The organism is Sodalis-like endosymbiont of Proechinophthirus fluctus, assembly GCF_001602625.1.
In the GTDB taxonomy this organism is placed as follows: Bacteria; Pseudomonadota; Gammaproteobacteria; order Enterobacterales; family Enterobacteriaceae.
In genome coordinates this window covers 109,650-124,777 of record NZ_LECR01000023.1, presented here as the reverse complement: position 1 = coordinate 124,777, position 15,128 = coordinate 109,650, and the positions used below count along the sequence as shown (strand labels likewise).

The window sequence follows — 15,128 nt, the reverse complement described above, 5'->3', positions numbered from 1 at the left end:
CAAGAGTCGAAGGCGCGGTAAACCGGACCCAAGGCGTGGAGCTTGAGGTGCGTAAAGATGACGGCAACACCATCATAGTAGTGCAGAAGCAGGGCAACACCCACTTCAGCGTGGGACAGCGCGTAGCGCTGGCCAGCAATGGCCGCATCATCACCGTTTCACCGCGCTAAATCCCCAGCTTACGCTCAAAAAAACCGGCCCATTGGGCCGGTTTTTTTGAGCGTAAGCGCCGAGGAAGTAACGCATCAAGACTTATTATACAGCTCTAGAATATTTTTTTCCAGCTTGGTAATCATATTGCTCAGCAACTGAATTTCCTCCTGGCTAATGCCATTGAGAATTTCATCTCGAGTGCTGTCGATAACATTGTTCACTTCTTTGATAATAGGGTCAGCAGATTCGGTCAGTTTGATCCGCTTCGCTCGGCGGTCATTAGCGCAGGTATGCCGAGTGATCAGTCCTTTTTCTTCGAGCTGATCCAACGTTCGTACCAACGATGGCTGTTCGATTCCGATAGCCTTCGCCAGTTGAATTTGAGACTGCTCAGGCGGTAACTGGCAAATATTATGTAAAGTGATCCAATGCGTCTGTGTGAGTTCTAAAGGCTTTAAGCGGTGGTCAATTAAAGCGCGCCATACTCGAACAAGTCGCGCCAAATCTGATCCTAATGGCGATTCCAATTCTCTCTCCTTATAATTAAGCTGATTAAGCTTGCTCCCTAGATTCCCCATCCATCCTAATGGGTAGATGGGGAAATTACAAATATATATAAATATAACCTAAGCATTATGTAGAGATCGATATAAACAGCATATTCTTCCTTAATAAAAACTGGACATCACACATACGGCGTTCTGCCCCGCTGATTCTCCTGTGATTTAAACGCGCTAATAGGCAGTATGAGTCTCCCCCGCAGAAGCCAGTGCAGCCGAGTTTTGCGCTGACATGACGGAAAGTTTATTCATAACTGTAACACTTATTACCACATACGTAGTTTATTATTAATTTAAGTTAAATGAAGATATAATAAATATTAATATCCTATATATTAATTATAATATTATAATTTTAATAAATAAAATTTTAATTAATAAATAGTTTAATATGTAGGTTTTAACTAATTAAAATCAAAATATGACGTTATTTCCCCTCTATTAAATTGTTTTCTTCTTTCAGGAAATACTCTTTCTGCTTGGCTATTACCACAAGATGACAAAGAATTATCCATACCGCGTCAGGCCGAAAACCATTTATTATCTCTTCGGGTTAAGTTTTATTTCAGACAGTGGTATTCAGTCACTATCCCTTTTTGCCGTACTGACATCACAGCGCAAGCCATTTTGCCGCTATCCAACCCTATCGCCCCTGTCCTAGGCAGCATGAGTTACCAGGCGCTACTGTCCATCCAACCCCGTTTTCCCATCGAGATAAACGCGATGAGCTATGCTATACAACCCGATAGCAACGGCGTATTTAACCGCGATTTCAACCGCTTATCCAGATAACGCATTAGCTTGGCAGGCTTGGCTTGAGGCGCTGATGCGTATATCGTTCGGATCTAGCACCGAAACTATTAAAACAAGGAGGGTTGCTCTGGTGTATCAGGTAGCAGTTCGTGCCTGGAGGCCGGGGCGCGTCGCAGCCGTAGGTAACGCTGGTAGCAAAGCCGCAGCACCTCGCGCTTTTGACTATCGCTCATCCCACCCCACAGAAAACGCTCGTCCCGGCTGCGTAGGCAGCCACGGCAATAGCTGCGGGCATCCGACTGACATACGCCACGGCAGGGATTTGGTAGGCTGAAAAATTCAAGTTGTTCCCCCACACGTCCTCCTCTCGCCTATAATCCTCCTCTCGCCTATAAATTGAAGACGGCATTATCTTCTCTGGCAAGTTATTTTTACCGAACGTGCTAGTATTCTGTGCTAGCGAGCAGAATTGAAGAGGTTTCACCTCGCAGGTTATACTGAAACCTATCCACTTAACACGGACCGGACGTACTGATTACGATGGCTCGCGAGGACTTTGTGAGCTTATTACATACCATGCTGCGGGTAAGTGAGATTTAAAACACTCCATCTATTTTTACACCAAACCCCTTGAAATATGACTGTTACGCAACAGCGAGAACCTAGAATACAAATAAACTTTGGTGTTCGTCAGTTATACCGATGAGAGCGAAGGCGTGGTCATCAGGCCGATCTATAACTGGGGCGTGGAAGTTACGATTTAGACAGCGCATATGGCCATATCGCCTTATGCGTGGACAATGCGGCAGCCACCCCTGCGAACGCATTCGCCAGGCCGGTAGTAAAGAGTGACCGGTGAAGCCGGGCCTGGCCAGTGAAAGGCGGCACTACAGTTACCGCTTTTATCGAAGATCAAGATGGTTATAAAATCAAATGGATTGAAAATAAAAATGCCTACAAGGTGTCGGCAATAGCCCTGCCTAATTGCCGACACCTTGTAGGCAGGGCTAGCGCCGCCGTTATCCGCGGGTTCGCGACCTTTCTTCCTCCGCCTCGGCTTGTATAATTCGCCATGCAAGCCGAGGAAAATTTGCAATAATGGCGACTAAATTTGCTGAACATAAGAACAGGAATGGCTGAAATAGACGATCTGAACACCCTCCGCGCCCGCTTTCGCGGCTTTTATCCCGTTGTCATTGATGTGGAAACCGCGGGATTAAACGCCGAGACCGATGCCCTGTTGGAAATCGCTGCCGTCACCCTGAAAATGGATAACGACGGCTGGCTGCTCGCCGACAATACCCTACATTTCCATGTGGATCCCTTTCCCGGAGCGCTGCTCCAGCCGGAAGCGCTGGCCTTCAACGGTATTGATCCGCACAATCCCCTGCGCGGTGCGGTGACCGAATATGAAGCCTTGAATGAAATCTTTAAATTGGTGCGTAAAGGAATCAAAGATCAGAACTGCAACCGTGCCATTATCGTCGCCCACAATGCTACTTTTGATCACAGTTTTCTGATGGCTGCCGCCGCTCGCGCTGATCTGAAACGTAACCCTTTCCATCCCTTCGCTACCTTTGATACGACGACGCTCAGCGGTCTGGTGCTCGGCCAGACTGTGCTGGCGAAAGCCTGTATCGCCGCCGGCATCGCCTTTGACAGCGGTGAAGCACATTCGGCACTCTATGATACAGAACGTACCTCGACCTTGTTTTGTGAATTGGTCAATCGCTGGAAACGTCTGGGCGGCTGGCCGGTCGCGGTACCCGCAACGGGCAACGCAGAAGATGAGGCTGTCGCCGCGCAGGATCGTGCTTAACCCCACCATTGATCTATAAATACTGCCACTCAAGGACTAATGACAGGACTGCAGCGCCTGCATGGCATGCAATCTGCCATTTCGCGAGAGGGAACATGTGGATTGCTCAGCTCCATGGCGATGGAGCTTTTGCCTAGCGTTTGCTGCCGGACGGCATCCTAGCAGGATTCTCTGTTACTGTATGTTATCCGCTTGCGAATTGTATTTTACCACTGTTTCTTTTATAAGCGGCTGCAGTTCGCCGCGTTGGTACATTTCGACGACAATGTCGCACCCGCCGATAAGTTCGCCATTCACCCACAGTTGTGGGAAGGTCGGCCAGTTAGCGAATTTTGGCAGTTCAGCGCGAATATCTGGATTGGTCAGCACATCAACATAAGCAAAACGCTCGCTGCAGGCGGACAGTGCCTGTACTGCCTGGGCGGAAAAACCGCATCCCGGTAATTTTGGCGAACCCTTCATGTACAGAAGAATCGGATTTTCGGCAATCTGTTGCTGAATTTTTTCTATAGTCATGGTCATTGTCTTGCTTCCTTAAAGCCAGTGGTTGGCTTTTATTTATCATACATCAGGTCTGAATGTAATTCACTATTCTAACGATTTCGGGGGGAACATTTAAATGTTTTTATGCGTTAGCTCTACCGGGTGGGATTTAGCCACACCGGTGCTTGGACAATGGGCGCGAAGGTCTGGTCTGCTATTACAGCAGCGCTGGTTTGCAAATAGGGCGTTTTAATGGGCTGTAAAACCCTTGCTTTTTACGGGCAGCCGCCCGCGCGTGCAAAAAATGTCGCATCACGCATTTTATTCAAGTTTATTCACAATTTGTAGGAAAATAAGATGCATTAGAACCGCAAATAGCATAGATTCAGCTGAGTCGTCATTTTCCCCATACCTTGGGCCACAGAGGATAGCATTATCATGCGCTTATGCTTTACACTTTTTTTGTTGCTGTTTACCCAGTTCATCCTCAATCTCTCGCACGCCGCTCCGAATGCTGGAGCTAATGCCGATAAGAGTAGATCGCAGGCCAACACAGTTAAAGCCGATGACCAACTCAAGCTCAAGCCCGTTAAGTTGCAAAAAAAAACTCGCAGCACCGAGAGCGAGCATCTGGGTAATACCAAATTAAAATCTGGCATGATTAAGCCTCCCACTCCTAAGGTCTTCGCTACCAAAACGTCCCCCTCCGTCGTGAAGGCAGGAAAAAGCTGCATCATGACTTCCAGCCACTGTCGCGGCGGTGCTCGATTCCAGACCGCGGCCATTGCGGCAAGCGCTCAACCTTTGCGCATGAGTGAAAACCACAAGGTCCGCTATCAGCGCGCCAAATTAATAGCGATGGCGAAGCTGATGTCGCAGGTGGGTAAGCCTTATCGCTGGGGCGGTAAATCGCCGACCACCGGTTTCGATTGCAGCGGGTTAATTTATTATGCCTATAAAGATTTAATTCGCGTGCCGCTGCCGCGCACCGCTAATGAAATGTACCATCTGCGGGACGCGGCACCGGTGAAGAAGAGCGAGCTAGAAAGCGGCGATCTGGTCTTTTTCCGCATCCGCAACCGCGGCGCGGCGGATCATGTCGGAGTTTATCTGGGCAATGGCCGTTTTATTCAGTCGCCGTGCACTGGGCGTGACATCCGTATCAGCTACTTGAGCGAAGGTTATTGGCAGGAACATTATGTTGGCGCACGCCGCGTGATGACGCCCACCACTATTCGCTGAGGGGCTTGTACACACGACAACCTCTTCCACGCTGCTATCGCAGCGTCAGCCTTACAGGTTTAACTCTCCGTCAGTTCACCGCATTCATTTCGCACGTCGTCCGTAGCCCGAAAAAAGGGTCAAGGAACCTTTTTATCGTTTGGGTAGTATTCAGCTCTGTGCTAAACGCTATCAATTCAATACGGTGGTAAATGTAAAGCTGAAGATGATGATGACCAACAGCGAGAAGAAGGTAATCATTAACGACCAAGCAAAATCGCGACTCATGATATTTTCTTTTGACTCTTGTGTTAGGTGGATAACTTATTATTTATTCGTTCTTTATCCTACCATAGCCGTGTCTAAAAAACATGTCCCTCCAGCGGCTCAACGCATATAACGCTTTTACTTTCTCGGCAAATCGAAAAAAGTTGCATTTTGTTGGCAGGAGAATGATTCAGTTAGTATCAGATCCTACTGACGAGGGATCCAGGAGTAGTTAGAGATAGCAACCATAATAGCCAAACACGAAGGGTATTAACGACCACGGTTTTCCATGTGATTAATAAAACCTGCTTCGTGGTGCCGGAGACTAAACGCGCCATATAGGATGCCATCAAAAACTGCTCAGTTATTCCCTTCCCCTAGCGCAATGGTGCACAGCCTGAAGGTCAACCGCACATCCATCGGTTTTTTGATCAGCACCAGCAAAGCCCCCTATTTCACCGAGATAATTGAATCCGTAGAGTACTACTATTCAAAGGCTATACACTTATCCTGTGCAAAATTCCCACAACGAGACCTCGAAACAGCAAGCTTATCTGCAAATGCTAGCGCAAAAACGGATCGATTGGGCTGCTGGTCATGTGCGCTAAATACCCTAAGACTATGCTGCGACCATTAGAAGAATATCGCCATATTCCCATGGTGATTATGGATTGGGGTGAAGTGCGCAGGGATTTTGCCGATATCATCGTTAATGCCTTTGCGGGCGGCCACATAACCACCCGCTATTTAATTTGATCGCAACCACCGGGATGGGATTATTGGCACCATTCCCTGCCAGCTGGCACGCAATACCGTCGCAGCTGCTACCATAGTTGTCTCCATGCTCTTAAGAAGGCCGACATTCTTCCCAACGAGACCTAGAGATCGTTCAGGGTGATTTCGAGGCTAGCTTCTGGTTGTCGCGCCATGCAACATAATATTTTGTCTCAGTCCTACAAGCCCAGCGCAATATTTTGCAGCGGTGATGAGATGACGACGGTCGCTCTATGCGCGATCCACACAGCATAGAATGTGGCGTACCAGCAAGACATTTTGCTGATAGGTTATGATAATAACAGAGCTATTCGCGGTATTTCACTCCCGCGCTTACCATCGTGGATCAGCCCAAGGCAAGCGGTATTGGGAGAATCCGCGCTGACCATATTGCTTGATAAGATCATCAGCAAGCGAGGAGTCCTCGCAGGCGATTGAGATTCATCCCACCCTAGTGGAGAGCAGTTCGGTGGCCGATGACCACTACTCTGTAGCCGCTAGTCCTGTGCTGTCGATGACTGTGGGGCCCCGTGCTTTCGGCGGCGTTTCACACGATGCTTTTGCCGCGCAAATCTCCCTTCAAACCAAAAATGAATAATAACTATTTAGGCGCACTAACTATTTGATAAAAATTTAATTTTTATTATATTTATCATTAATTTAGTATATTATTCCTATTGCTATTTTTGGAGTTGTATAAAGCTGGATGCAGGCTTATACTCAATTAAGTTAACAATTGTAACCAGTTGTTTATTCTTTTTTCTTTAGGGACATGATGTTTGCTCATTCATGCTTTTTTCGTGCAAATTAGTCTATTTAACAACCATTCTGAGTTTCTATTCCTCTGTTAATTTATCGTATAATACACCACGGCTTACTGTGGTTTCTTATAAAAGCTCGCAGGCGGCACCTGGCTCTTCCTGACGAGTTATTTTAGAAGAAAAGTGATGGAGAATCTATGAGTTCCTCGTGTGTTGGAGACCTGAGCTTTCAGGATAACGCCTGGTATCGCATCGTCCATAAATCACTCGCTAAAGCCGACATTGAAATCAATGGATCCCGTCTATTCGATATTCGAATCAATAACTCGGATTTCTTTAAGCGCGTGTTGCAGGACGGTTCACTGGGTTTAGGTGAAAGTTACATGGATGGTTGGTGGGAATGCGAAAGACTGGATATATTTTTCCAGCGTGTGTTGCGGAGCAGACTGGAAAATAAGCTTCCCTATCATTTAAAAGATATCCTACGCGCCGCCGCGGCGCGCCTGATGAATCTCCAATCTCGTAAGCGAGCCTGGATTGTTGGTAAAGAACATTACGATTTAGGCAATGATCTTTTCTCGCTTATGCTTGATCCGTTTATGCAATACTCCTGTGGTTATTGGCATAATGCCGTCAGCCTGGAGCAGGCTCAGCAAAATAAACTGGAAATGATTTGCCAGAAGCTGCAATTGCAGCCGGGGATGTCGCTATTGGATGTCGGTTGCGGCTGGGGCGGTTTAGCGAATTATGCGGCACAGCATTATGGCGTTAAAATCCACGGCGTTACCATATCGGCCGAACAACAAAAGATGGCACAAAAGCGCTGCGAAGGACAAGATGTCACAATATTGTTGCAGGACTATCGTGATTTGAATTTGCAGTTCGACCGTATTGTCTCTGTGGGGATGTTCGAGCACGTGGGGCCGAAAAATTACCCTACCTATTTCGATGTGGTTGCCCGTAATTTGAAACCCGACGGCCTGTTTTTGCTGCACACTATCGGCGCGAACAAAACCGATATGAATGTCGATCCGTGGATCAACAGATATATCTTCCCGAATGGCTGCCTGCCGTCCGTACGGCACATCGCCGATGCCAGCGAGCCCCATTTTGTCATGGAAGACTGGCATAATTTCGGTGCGGATTATGATCGCACGCTAATGGCCTGGCATGAACGCTTCGTCGCTGCTTGGCCAACGTTGCAGGGCAATTACTCCGAACGTTTTTACCGCATGTTTGTTTACTACTTACAGGCCTGCGCCGGCGCGTTCCGTGCCCGTAATATGCAGTTATGGCAGGTTCTGTTCAGCCCGCGGGGTGTGGAAGGCGGTTTGCGCGTCGCGCGGTAAGCTTCGCGCCATCATGTATGCCAGCATACATGATGGCGGTGTCAGGAAGAGCCGCCTCCCTGATCGATCAGGAGCGCTCGCGCGTCGCCAAGGTCCGCTCCACAGTGTCGACAATCGCCTGCGTTTGCGGGTCGATTTCGATATTGGCGCTATCACTGAGCCGTTTCTTGCCGAGCGTGGTGCGCAGCAACGTTTCAGGAATTAAATGTACGCAAAATCGGTTTCCCGCGACTTCACCTACCGTCAGGCTAATACCGTCAACGCCGATATGGCCCTTATGCAGGATATATTTCATCAGCGCGCTGTTCGGTAAGGAAAACCACATCTGCCGGTTGTTCTCTGAGGTAATGATTTTGGTCAATTCGGCGGTGCAGATAATATGCCCTGACATCAGATGACCGCCAATTTCCGCATGTAGGCTCGCTGCCCGTTCCAGATTGACCTCATCGCCGACCGTAAGCTCGCCCAAGTTGGTCAGTCTCAGTGTTTCTTTCATCAGATCGAAACTTACCACATCGCCCGAGATGCCGGTAACCGTTAGACAACAGCCATTATGGGTCACCGACGCACCGATAGTCAAATTCAGCAACAGCGCTGCCGGTAGGCGGACGTAATGGATACGAAAATGGTTTTTTTCTTCAATCGCGGTAATAGGAGCGGTGGCCTGAACTATTCCCGTAAACATGTTTTTTTTCCTCTGGCTACACCGAATAACTCGGCGATCAGTTTGTCCCATAATATGACTAATTCCAAATACTGACATGATACAATATAACCTATACTCAATATCGCATCATCTTCATGCTATCTTCGCCGACAAAATGCATTACACTGCTGCTAAAGGATCCAGTCGTAATAACGCGTCAGGGTTCCATTAATAAACTTAATTCGTTACTCGTATCAAAGGTATCCGCGTGCAAAAGTTAAGGAAGCGCGTATCTTACTGGCTTTGACCATCTAGGTGATTTTCGCCAAGTTTCGCAAACGGTGATGGAGGTCGTGGAATACCATCATGTCCGGCTCGGTAGTCTCCACCGATATCGCCGCGGTGGCGGTGGGAGCCTCTATCTGACTGCTTGTTATTTTGTTCAGTCACAGTCTGCTGCTGGCACTGATGCTGGTTATCGCGCAGACCAACAAGCTCTGGGCGGAGAGACCGGATTGACCATAAGATATGCCAGAGCTTCTGGCTGGCGCTGGGCATGTCGCTGGTAATCATGGTATTTCTATAGCTATATTGTCATCAACCACATGCACAGCGTCGAGCCGGCGCTGGCGGAGAAAGCCATCGCTTTCTTACCCCGTCTGCTGTGGAGCGCTCGCTGGGTTATCTGTTCTTTCAGGCACTGCGATGCCAGTGCAAAAGCCTTTCCCGCACTAAACCGGGAAAGGTGATAGGATTCATCGGTTTGATGAGCAATATTCTTATCAACTATGTTTTCATCCACGGCAAATTCAGTATGTTGTGCCGGAGCTGGGCTGGGGTAGGCTGCGGTGTTGCGACTGCTATCAGTTACTAGATAGTGTTTTTACTTTGCGCGCCTACATGCGCCGGACTAGCACATTTCACGATTTTCGCTTGACCGACGGACTGCAACAACCTGATTTAGTCGCGCTAATAGTCGCGCTGGTGGGTATCATCGCGGTAGCCAGGCATCAAATTGCTCTGAATTTCAGCTCGCTCATTTTGAGCTGCCGGCTGTCTATCGGCGTTTGGGGCTCTGCCACCATCTCCATCGGCTTTCTCCTGGGGGAAGATGATGTCGAGCAGGCGAGAGTCAGGAGCCAGGTCTAGTTTGATCCTGATGATAGGCGTCACGTCAGCTTGCTGCACTGCCCTGTTTACCATCCTGCTGCGTGAGTGGATTGCGCTCTTGTATAACGATACGCTGGCAGCAGTGACCATAGCCTCGCAATGCTCTTAGCGGCGATTTACCGGATTTCTGATTCTATCCAATATATCGGCAACGGCGTGCTGCGTAGCTATAGACACACGGTCGATCTTCTTTATTTTTCCCGCCTATTGGATGCTCAGCTTGCCATGCGGGTACGTGCTGGCGCTGACGGATTGGCTGCGGTCCCGCTGCTGATGGATTGGCTGCGTCCCGCCATGGATTCCAGCAGTTTCTGGATTAGGTTTATTATCAGTTTGATCTCTGCCACTGTTTTGATGATGTGCCATATACAATGGCTGCAGAGCCAGAGAGCCCGTGCGAATTTTGCATTGGGTGGCCGCTCTGAGGGAATGACACTTCATGAGTAGGTGAAAAAACCAGCCTAATGCACATTCCCTCGACAATCAATCAGCGTTCGTGGAAAAAACGCGTTTTCCCCTTGCAAGGCGTGATAGAGCCCGTTAACATTCCTCCAACTGCCGCCGCGCAGGCAGTAGGCAACAAAATGCGTTCTTAGCTCAGTTGGTTAGAGCACCACTTTGACATGGTGGGGGTCGATGGTTCGAGTCCATTAGAACGCACCAAATATTACCGTTCCATTTTTATATCATATTCCTTTATTAGCTACTACTTGTTTCCGAATAGATTATTTTTCTCTGTGTTTCTCGCAGTCTCGCTTCAGCCAGCGTCATCTATGCCAGTCAGTGTAGACGCCAAGTATCATCGCTATGGTAAACAATGCGGATGAGCATCCGACAAAACAACCTTTGCAGGTTACGATGATTTGTTGCAGACATGATACAATCACGCTTTTTATACTAACGTATTAATTTTCCATTTTTTACTTTTTCTTTCCTGCTAATAACTATTATTGTTATCGCCGATTGATTTGCCCTCAAGTCTAAAAAATAGCGTTTAACACACAGTCATTGCTGGCCTGGCCGAGCCGTTCAGCTTTTTTCCTTACGTTCTGAGCGTTGTCACCTTATCTCTTAAATACGGACTGCAGGTTTTACAAGCGGATTTTTTCATCGCAGGCAAGGTCCAGCGATGCAGCAGGTTCATTATCCATATCCATCACAACTTATAGAAATCAACGTTATGAAAAAGAGTAAAATTGTTTGTACCATCGGCCCAAAAACCAAATACGAAGAGGTACTATCCAGCCTGCTTAAAATGAATGTGATTCGTCTCAAATTCTTCTACGGCAACTATGAAGAAGCACGAGCAAGGGCAGAGCATCAAAAATCTGCGCACGGTTCTGAAGAGAACGGGTTAGGGTTAATAGGTTGCCATCCTGCTTGATACCAAAGCTCAGAAATCCGCACCACGAAGCTGGAAAACAGCCGCCAACGCGGACGCCCTTACTCGCATGGGCCAAATTACCTTTTCAACCGATTAGAGCATGATTGGCAGTAGCGAGCGCATGGTGGTTACCTACCCAGGATTTACCCAGGATCTAGCCATGGGCAATACTGTGCTGGCGGATGACGGTGCTGGGGATGACCGTCTCTAGCGTCACCCTAGGATGAGGTGGTGTACATACTAAACAATGACGACCTCAGCAAATAAAGGGGTCAACCTGCCCGACGTGTCCATCCCCTATCAGCGCTGGTGGAAAAAGACATTACGCGATCTGATTTTCTGCTGCGAGCAAGGCGTGGATTTTATTATCGCCTCATTTATCCACAAGCGTTCCGACGTAATTGAAATCTGTGAACATCCGCAGCATCACGGCAGTGAACATATCCAGATCATCTCTANNNNGGAAGGCCTGAAACAGCTTCGATGAAATTCTGGAAACGTCCGACGGCATTATGGTGGTCTGCGGCGATCTCGGCGTCAAAATTCCGGTGGAAGAAATCATCCTCTTCCATAACATGACGATCGAGAAGTATAACCGGGTACATAAATCGTCATTACCGCCACCCAGATGTTTGATTCGATGATCAAAAATCCTCGCCTAACCCAAGCAGAATCCGGCAATGTGGCCAATGCCTTCTTGACGGCACAGATGCGGTAATGCTGTCCGGTGAGAGCACCAAAGGGAAATACCCGCTGGCAGTCGTTACCATTATAGCCACCATTTGCCAGTTCACCAATCGTATGCTGCAGATTCATATCGACGGTCAGCACGACAGTCATAAGTTATGAATTACTACCGAAGCTGTGTGCCGCGCCGCGGTAGAAACTGCGGAAAAACTAGGATCGCCTTTGAATTCATAGTCGCCAGAGAAGAACGGAAATCTGCCAAGTCATCATCAGTATGCAAATATTTCTCGAAATCGGAAATCTTGGCGTTGACCACCAATCCGCTGACCGTCCATCAGTTACTGCTGAGCAAACGGGGTTACCGGCCAGTTTGGTGGAAGAGATTGCCTCGACCGATGATTTTTTACCGCATCGGGTAAAGCCGTAGCGTTAGAAACTATCTTAGCAGCCAAAGACGATATTATCGTCATGGTTTCAGGTGCACTAGTTTCGATCGGCACTACCAACACTGCCTCGGTGCATATGTAAGCATCGGCAGCAAGCGCCCCCAGTGCGTCCGTTGATACCTTCGGATCGCGATGGCGCAATGGACTCTAGAGTTGATGCGCAGCGCGTTCCCAGCGTGCGTCGACAGAAATCCCGAGGGCCCTTCACACAGGGATCTTTTTATTGTCCGGCGCCGGTATTATTTAAAAAGTGTAATAATTATTAATTAGCAGGCATCTGCGTAATTTTGGTACTAGGATGGTATAAAGAAACTTTAATCTCTGGCCCTATTTCACGTCGCTACCTCGTCGTCGTCACACCGGTAATTGGGCGAGCTGACAAAAGAATCATACTAAAGAAATAAAATATGTAGCACGGCCAATTTTGATAGCACGTTTTGTCGCCGGCTCAATCGGAGAAATCTTATGGCAGCAAGGCTTTTTCTTCTAGTCCATTTTTTTAACCACTCTGTAAAATAAGATGTTTCTTTGAGCAGTCGATCGAATTTAATCGTTTTATTCACAAAAATTATTCTCATTCGAAAATAGTTTGTGTAATACTTGTAATGCTACATGGAGATTAACTCAATCTAGAGGGTATTAATAATGAATCGTACTAAACTGGCACTGGGCACAGTAATTCTGGGTTCCACTTTGCTAGCTGGCTGCTCTAGCAACACTAAAATCGATCAGCTGTCCTCCGACGTTCAGACTCTGAACGCCAAAGTTGACCAGATCAGCAACGATGTGAACGTGCTACGCTCCGATGTACAGGTTGCTAAAGACGATGCTGCTCGTGCTAACCAACGTCTGGACAACCAGGCCACCTCTTACCATAAGTAAGAGTTCTGGCCTTGATTGGGAATGGCGCACAACGTGCGCCATTTTTTGCCTGACGGGCAGTCTCTCAGGCCTGCTAGTCTTTCCCCAGGGGCTTGATGCTATCTCTTCTCTTCTTGCGCCACAGGTGCTGTGTGATTATATCCTGCAGACGTCCCAAGCGGCACGCTATGGTCTTTGATAGCCCTAAAATATGACGCCTCGTTGTCGATAGTAGTAAGCTGGTAGATAGGCTGACGGTACGCTTAGCTTCGATAGCAGCTTACCCGCCAGTTTGCCCATTGCTCGGCATGCCCCTACTTCTTTACATTACCAAAAACAACGGACACGAACACTGGCCACAGCGGCGTGTCCAGTGATAATGATACATCAGCTCGACCCGCGATGGGGCCAGCCGCGTACGTCACTCAGCGGGTCATAGCTCCTGGGTTGCGTCTGGGCAGTGCCCCTGCGCTGCTTGCTCAGCGGCTGTGGGAGACGTAGGTGTGATCGGTTCACCGTTATTGATCAATAACGGCATCCCAGCCAGAGTGGTGAGCCACTGCCTTGTTTCACTATAGCGCATTCCTTGGCGGGCTGCGCGACAAATTTACTGTCCGGGCATTCAAGCGAATCGGCGAGGTCTGCAGATAGTTCTTTTCCGAACGGGAAAGCGGCTGATAGACTTCCACATAACGCTTACCGTCAGGCTTCACTGCCATTTTCACCGGTTCATTAATTACCGGTAAGCTATGGAACAACGTAATATCGCCGGGTCGTAAGCCGATATAGCCGGAGCTGACCCGCATACCGATACCGAAAATTGTCGTTAGTTTCATGGATAAGATAAGTGCTGGTACCGGCTGCCATCCGCAGCGCATACGACCTATCGGGTTTTCGGCCCCGCCAGCACTACAAAGCAACGTGATGTCCTGCTCTTTGATATAAATTTTACGGATGTTGGCGGTTGTCACATCCAGGTCGGATTGGGAATTTTTTATCTGATTGAGGTCGCCATAACCGGCGTGTTGCGCCCCAGTTGGCCGATACCGATCTGGTAAACAATTACCGTGTTTTCCCTTTTCGGGTAGTTAGTAATGGAGCCGTAGTTCGGCGAGATTGATGACGATGCCCTTACGAGGCGTATCAGGCAACAGAATTTGGCTGGGAATGGTCAATACCGTTTCCCGGCCGCGGCAGCCAGGGGGTCAGTGGCCGGATTTGCCTCTAGAATTGCTAGCAGGCCTATTTTATATTTTTCGACAATTGCACCTCCAAGCTAATCACCATACTGCATGACGGTGTGGGTCATGTTTTCGCCAATGAACTGGTATTGTCCCGCGGCAGCGGGTAGACGGTGACATCGGCCGGATTAATAGCGCTGGACAGCATAACGGCCAGCGTTTACGCCAGTCTTTTGTTATATTTAACATAAGTGATCCTAGATGAGTAATCTGCAAAACAGTGCAACTGTGGAGATACGGCTGATGGGCGCCGAGCCCCAGTGTAATAAATTACCGGCCACCGTCGCGATGCAGTGAAGTCTGAAATCACGGCGGTACACGTAGATGCCGTGAATCACCTCTGCATACCGTCCCGCCGACAGGGATAGAGTGGGAGGCCAGCGAGGAAAAGGCTTAGCCTAGCAGGCGGAGTGAATGCCACCGCGAGACAAGGCCACGCATAATAAAGAGGCGGAAGAGCTACCCGAAGAGAAAGGTAGCGCACATGAAAAAAGGCGTAAGCAATGCTCGCGCGAAAACGCGACTCATGAGAACAAGAGAATAACATAAGGAA

General features: G+C 48.4%; 9 protein-coding genes, 1 tRNA gene and 7 pseudogenes. 11 read left to right on the top strand and 6 right to left on the bottom strand.

The window, feature by feature from the left end; translation table 11 throughout:
- Positions 1–170 (top strand): annotated as a pseudogene (locus BG74_RS16210) (hypothetical protein); the annotation flags it as partial.
- 75 nt (positions 171–245) lie between these two features.
- Here BG74_RS16210 and slyA read toward each other — a convergent pair.
- The gene (gene slyA / locus BG74_RS03075) at positions 246–680 is read right to left on the bottom strand and encodes a transcriptional regulator SlyA (RefSeq protein ID WP_066596532.1); all 435 of its coding nucleotides are present in this window, start codon (positions 678–680) and stop codon (positions 246–248) included.
- An 893-nt stretch (positions 681–1,573) separates the two neighbouring features.
- Positions 1,574–1,822, bottom strand: a complete 249-nt coding sequence (locus BG74_RS10320) for a DUF1289 domain-containing protein (RefSeq protein ID WP_073961044.1) — start codon at positions 1,820–1,822, stop codon at positions 1,574–1,576.
- Positions 1,823–2,024: 202 nt separating this feature from the next.
- Between BG74_RS10320 and BG74_RS16205 the strand changes: the two are divergent.
- Positions 2,025–2,450 (top strand): annotated as a pseudogene (locus tag BG74_RS16205) (VOC family protein).
- A 148-nt stretch (positions 2,451–2,598) separates the two neighbouring features.
- Positions 2,599–3,285 (top strand): ribonuclease T, encoded by a 687-nt coding sequence (gene rnt, locus BG74_RS03060; RefSeq protein WP_066596528.1) that lies wholly within the window; start codon positions 2,599–2,601, stop codon positions 3,283–3,285.
- 174 nt (positions 3,286–3,459) lie between these two features.
- Here the strand turns inward: rnt and BG74_RS03055 are convergent, their stop codons facing one another.
- Positions 3,460–3,807, bottom strand: a complete 348-nt coding sequence (locus tag BG74_RS03055) for a Grx4 family monothiol glutaredoxin (RefSeq protein ID WP_066596527.1) — start codon at positions 3,805–3,807, stop codon at positions 3,460–3,462.
- 399 nt (positions 3,808–4,206) lie between these two features.
- Here BG74_RS03055 and BG74_RS03050 point away from each other — a divergent pair, with 399 nt between their 5' ends.
- On the top strand, positions 4,207–5,010 hold the full coding sequence (locus BG74_RS03050) for a C40 family peptidase (protein WP_066596526.1): 804 nt from the start codon (positions 4,207–4,209) through the stop codon (positions 5,008–5,010).
- Positions 5,011–5,181: 171 nt separating this feature from the next.
- Here the strand turns inward: BG74_RS03050 and BG74_RS21115 are convergent, their stop codons facing one another.
- The gene (locus BG74_RS21115; protein ID WP_501037404.1) at positions 5,182–5,277 is read right to left on the bottom strand and encodes a hypothetical protein; all 96 of its coding nucleotides are present in this window, start codon (positions 5,275–5,277) and stop codon (positions 5,182–5,184) included.
- Positions 5,278–5,466: 189 nt separating this feature from the next.
- On the opposite strand from BG74_RS21115, the pseudogene BG74_RS12645 reads away from it, so the two are divergent.
- Positions 5,467–6,508: pseudogene (locus tag BG74_RS12645) on the top strand (substrate-binding domain-containing protein); the annotation flags it as partial.
- A gap of 480 nt (positions 6,509–6,988) precedes the next feature.
- Complete coding sequence (gene cfa, locus BG74_RS03040; RefSeq protein WP_066596520.1) at positions 6,989–8,140, top strand: cyclopropane fatty acyl phospholipid synthase; 1,152 nt, start codon at positions 6,989–6,991, stop codon at positions 8,138–8,140.
- Between the two features lie 67 nt (positions 8,141–8,207).
- On the opposite strand, the gene BG74_RS03035 is transcribed toward cfa, so the two are convergent.
- Positions 8,208–8,825 (bottom strand): riboflavin synthase, encoded by a 618-nt coding sequence (locus BG74_RS03035; protein ID WP_066596519.1) that lies wholly within the window; start codon positions 8,823–8,825, stop codon positions 8,208–8,210.
- Between the two features lie 201 nt (positions 8,826–9,026).
- On the opposite strand from BG74_RS03035, the pseudogene BG74_RS03030 reads away from it, so the two are divergent.
- The 5 genes and pseudogenes from BG74_RS03030 (at position 9,027) to BG74_RS03015 (ending at position 13,355) form a co-directional block, all read left to right on the top strand.
- A pseudogene (locus BG74_RS03030) lies at positions 9,027–10,403 on the top strand (MATE family efflux transporter).
- Positions 10,404–10,542: 139 nt separating this feature from the next.
- Positions 10,543–10,619, top strand: a tRNA-Val gene (locus BG74_RS03025).
- A gap of 517 nt (positions 10,620–11,136) precedes the next feature.
- Positions 11,137–11,798 (top strand): annotated as a pseudogene (locus BG74_RS20375) (pyruvate kinase); the annotation flags it as partial.
- 4 nt (positions 11,799–11,802) lie between these two features.
- Positions 11,803–12,555, top strand: a pseudogene (locus tag BG74_RS19415) (pyruvate kinase); the annotation flags it as partial.
- A 563-nt stretch (positions 12,556–13,118) separates the two neighbouring features.
- Entirely contained in the window at positions 13,119–13,355 is a 237-nt protein-coding gene (locus BG74_RS03015) for a major outer membrane lipoprotein (protein WP_066596514.1), read from the top strand.
- Positions 13,356–13,767: 412 nt separating this feature from the next.
- On the opposite strand, the pseudogene BG74_RS03010 reads toward BG74_RS03015, so the two are convergent.
- A pseudogene (locus BG74_RS03010) lies at positions 13,768–14,723 on the bottom strand (L,D-transpeptidase family protein).
- Positions 14,724–15,128 lie beyond the last annotated feature (405 nt).

What these genes read in the sequence shown, in the direction of transcription:
- rnt (WP_066596528.1), top strand. Translation starts at nt 2,599, where the DNA reads ATGGCTGAAATAGACGATCTGAACACCCTCCGCGCCCGCTTTCGCGGC.
- BG74_RS03055 (WP_066596527.1), bottom strand. Translation starts at nt 3,807, where the DNA reads ATGACCATGACTATAGAAAAAATTCAGCAACAGATTGCCGAAAATCCG.
- BG74_RS03015 (WP_066596514.1), top strand. Translation starts at nt 13,119, where the DNA reads ATGAATCGTACTAAACTGGCACTGGGCACAGTAATTCTGGGTTCCACT.
- cfa (WP_066596520.1), top strand. Translation starts at nt 6,989, where the DNA reads ATGAGTTCCTCGTGTGTTGGAGACCTGAGCTTTCAGGATAACGCCTGG.
- BG74_RS03035 (WP_066596519.1), bottom strand. Translation starts at nt 8,825, where the DNA reads ATGTTTACGGGAATAGTTCAGGCCACCGCTCCTATTACCGCGATTGAA.
- BG74_RS21115 (WP_501037404.1), bottom strand. Translation starts at nt 5,277, where the DNA reads ATGAGTCGCGATTTTGCTTGGTCGTTAATGATTACCTTCTTCTCGCTG.
- BG74_RS03050 (WP_066596526.1), top strand. Translation starts at nt 4,207, where the DNA reads ATGCGCTTATGCTTTACACTTTTTTTGTTGCTGTTTACCCAGTTCATC.